Source organism: Pseudomonas sp. P5_A12 (genome assembly GCF_056400685.1).
In genome coordinates this window covers 1-3,152 of sequence record NZ_JBFUKU010000445.1, presented here as the reverse complement: position 1 = coordinate 3,152, position 3,152 = coordinate 1, and the positions used below count along the sequence as shown (strand labels likewise).

The 3,152-nt window shown below is 57.8% G+C and carries 2 protein-coding genes and 1 rRNA gene; 1 reads left to right on the top strand and 2 read right to left on the bottom strand.

Annotated elements, in window-relative coordinates; translation table 11 throughout:
• The first annotated feature begins 6 nt into the window (after window positions 1–6).
• Window positions 7–122: ribosomal RNA gene (gene rrf, locus AC1DSG_RS29615) — 5S ribosomal RNA — on the top strand.
• Window positions 123–176: 54 nt separating this feature from the next.
• Here the strand turns inward: rrf and AC1DSG_RS29610 are convergent.
• Together AC1DSG_RS29610 and AC1DSG_RS29605 are read right to left on the bottom strand one after the other, a co-directional pair.
• Window positions 177–644 (bottom strand): SRPBCC family protein, encoded by a 468-nt coding sequence (locus AC1DSG_RS29610; protein WP_477794043.1) that lies wholly within the window; start codon window positions 642–644, stop codon window positions 177–179.
• A gap of 23 nt (window positions 645–667) precedes the next feature.
• Window positions 668–3,152: thioester reductase domain-containing protein (locus tag AC1DSG_RS29605; RefSeq protein WP_477794042.1), on the bottom strand; the 2,485-nt coding region annotated here is incomplete at its 5' end.

The following is a 3,152-nucleotide window of genomic DNA, read 5'->3' as shown; positions in this document are numbered from 1 at the left end:
GAATTTCTTGACGACCATAGAGCATTGGAACCACCTGATCCCATCCCGAACTCAGCAGTGAAACGATGCATCGCCGATGGTAGTGTGGGGTTTCCCCATGTGAGAGTAGGTCATCGTCAAGATTAAATTCCGAAACCCCTGTCTGCTAACGCAGACAGGGGTTTTGTCGTTTTAGGCTACGCAAACAGCTTCAACACATTGTTCATCGCATCATCGGCAAACCCCTGCACAAACTCCTTGAACCCTAGCAGGGCCTCAGCACCACCCTGTGCCGGTTCGGCGATGATGGTCCAGGTTGCATAGGACCTTCCCGCCCCCCGCGGCTCAACGCTCATCGCCGCCCACAAATTGGCCACGCCCAACGTGTTGTAGATCGTGGTCCAAGTCATGTTCAACGCATTGTCATCCCGCGAGTTGAGTTGCTCGACCACCAGGTTGCCGTCCTTGAAGAATTTTTTGCGCAAGGACGACACACCTTCGCCCGTCATTTCGATGTGCGACAGCGCTGGAATGAATTGATCGAAGCCGGCGAAGTTRCCGACGATTGCCCAGACTTCCGCCGCCTTGGCCGGTACTTCCACAGACGACACCACGTGGCAGCCTTGAGGGTTTTTGATCAGGGTATCGGGTTGCAGAGTGCTCATGGTTTTGCTCCGTTTGGGTTGAATCAGWTGAAGTTGATTTCTTTCAGGTAGTTGCAGCCACGACGCAGCAGCGCCGGGGTTTTTTCCGGGTAGTGCGTGCCCATCTGTCGCACGCCGGCCAGGGCGTTGTCGTGGCCGATCATCGAGATATCGCCGATGTCTTCCTCGAAGCCGTTGAGGTAAAAACCGAGTACACCGAACAGCGCGTTGTTACTGTCAACGCGGTCCAGTTGCTGTTGCCATTCAGCAACGCTGACCATGGAGAATTCCCGCCCTGCCTCGCGAAAGGACGCCACATAGTCATCCCAGCTCAGAGGCTTGGGGTTGTGCAGGTTGAACACCGCTTTTTCAGGCTGATAGCGGCTGGCATGGAAGGCGATGAACCGGGCGAGAAAGTCCACCGGCATCAGGTCGAAATTCAGCGCGAACTMCGGCACCTGGCCGAGCTGGATCGAGCCTTTGAGCATCAGCATCAAACGGTTTTTGTGGGGCTGACAAACACCCGTGAGGCTGTTGAAACTGATGTTGCCGGGGCGATAAAGATTGACCCGCACCCCAAGCTCGCGAGCTCGCTCAAGAATGCGTTCGCCGACCCACTTGGAGAGGTTGTAGCCGTTCTTGATGTAGATCGGCGGTGTCTGGGCGGCGGGCAATTCCAGCACCCGGCCATCGGCGGTCATCGTGCTGGACGCCGAGAGCGTTGAGACGAAGTTGAAGACCTTCTTGCTGCGCCCCTCACACAACCTCAGGCATTCGAAAAGCGGTTCGACGTTATCCCGCGCCAGTGACTCATAATCGAGTACGTGATTGACGTTGGCAGCGTTGTGCACCAGTGCGCCGAACTCTCGATCGAGGCGCTCATAAACTTCATCGGAAAGTCCCAGAGACGAACGGGTGATGTCTGCTGCATAAACCCGCACCCGGCTCAGGTCGAGATGCTCCAGACGGTTCTCGCGCAGTGCATGAGCAAAGCGCTCAGCCGCCGATTGCCCACCACCACCATCGCGCACCAGGCATGCAACTTCAGTGGCCCCCCAACCCAGCAGCGCCTCGACGATGTGCACGCCGACAAAACTGTTGGCACCGGTCACGATCACCTTGTGCACATCACCCATTTGGCTGATGGGCAACGGCTGAATGTCCAGCTCACGAAAGGCATCGGCCAAGGCCTTTTCACTCAACACTTCTTCGGTGCCGGAGCCGCGCACCAAGGTCGCCAACTTGGCAATCGTCGGTAACTCGATGAAGCGGTTGATCGAGATACTGCGACCAAACTCCTCCCGCAATCGCAGCAACATGCGCGACAACAGGATCGAGTGACCGCCCAGATTGAAGAAGCTTTCGTCGGTAGAAATGTCGCTGGCCGGCAGCTCCAGTAACTCCGCCCAAATCTCTAGCAGCAGTGCCTCATCGGCACTGGAAGGTAAACGCCGAGTAGTGTTTTCCAGGACGCTGACGGGCATTGCAAGCAGTGCATTGCGGTCGACTTTGCCATTGCTGGCAAAGGGCATGCTTTGCAGTTCGGTCCAGACAACCGGCTGCATGTAGTCCGGTAAAAACTGCAGCGCGTGAGCCTTCAAGGCTTCGCGAGCGGTTCCGGGCCGGTCTTCCTGAGGCTGCGCGAGGAAGGCCAGGATGCGCCGCTGACTGTCGATGACCACCGCTATCTGGCGATACAACTGGCTGTCACGCAGGCAGCGTTCAATCTCCTCCGGTTCAACCCGAAAGCCGCGAATCTTTACCTGATTATCCCGCCGCCCACACAGCTCGACGCCGTCGCGGGTCCACTTCGCCATGTCGCCGGTCCGGTAGGCGCGCAGGCTTTGGCCGCTTGGAAAACTCAGGTTCAGATAGCGCTCGGCGGTCTGCTGTTGATTGTTCAAATACCCCAGGCACACCCCTGGTCCGACGATGTACAACTCACCGACGGACTGTTCGGCCACCGGTTGAAAGTCTTCATCGAGAATCAGCACCTGGCTGTTGGCAATCGGTGCGCCGAGGGTTCGATTGCTGTCGCCGGGACGCAACTGTCGCGCGGTAATCAACACCGTGGCTTCGGTCGGGCCGTACAGGTTGTAAAGCTTGCCTTGGCGAGTCAGTTGCTCGATCACGTAGGGCTCGCAAACGTCGCCGCCGGTCATCACGTGATCCAGACCCTGCAACTGCTCCAGCGGCAGTATGCTCAACAGTGCCGGTGGCAAAAACGCGTGGCTCAGTTGGTGCTGGCGGATCAGATCGACCAGTTGCAAGGGATCGCGACGTTGATCTTCACTGGGTACGATCAGCTCGGCGCCCTGAAGCAGGGTCGGGAAAATGTCGATCAGCGACGAGTCAAAACTCAATGACGAAAACTGCAACACTCGACTCTGTTCGGTGAGCTGCACGTAGTCGGCGTACCACGCTGTGAAGTGCGCGAGGTTGGCCTGACTAAGCAGCACGCCTTTGGGATGCCCTGTCGTGCCCGAGGTGTAGAGCGCCATGCACGGAGCATCGAGGTCGGGCTGATGG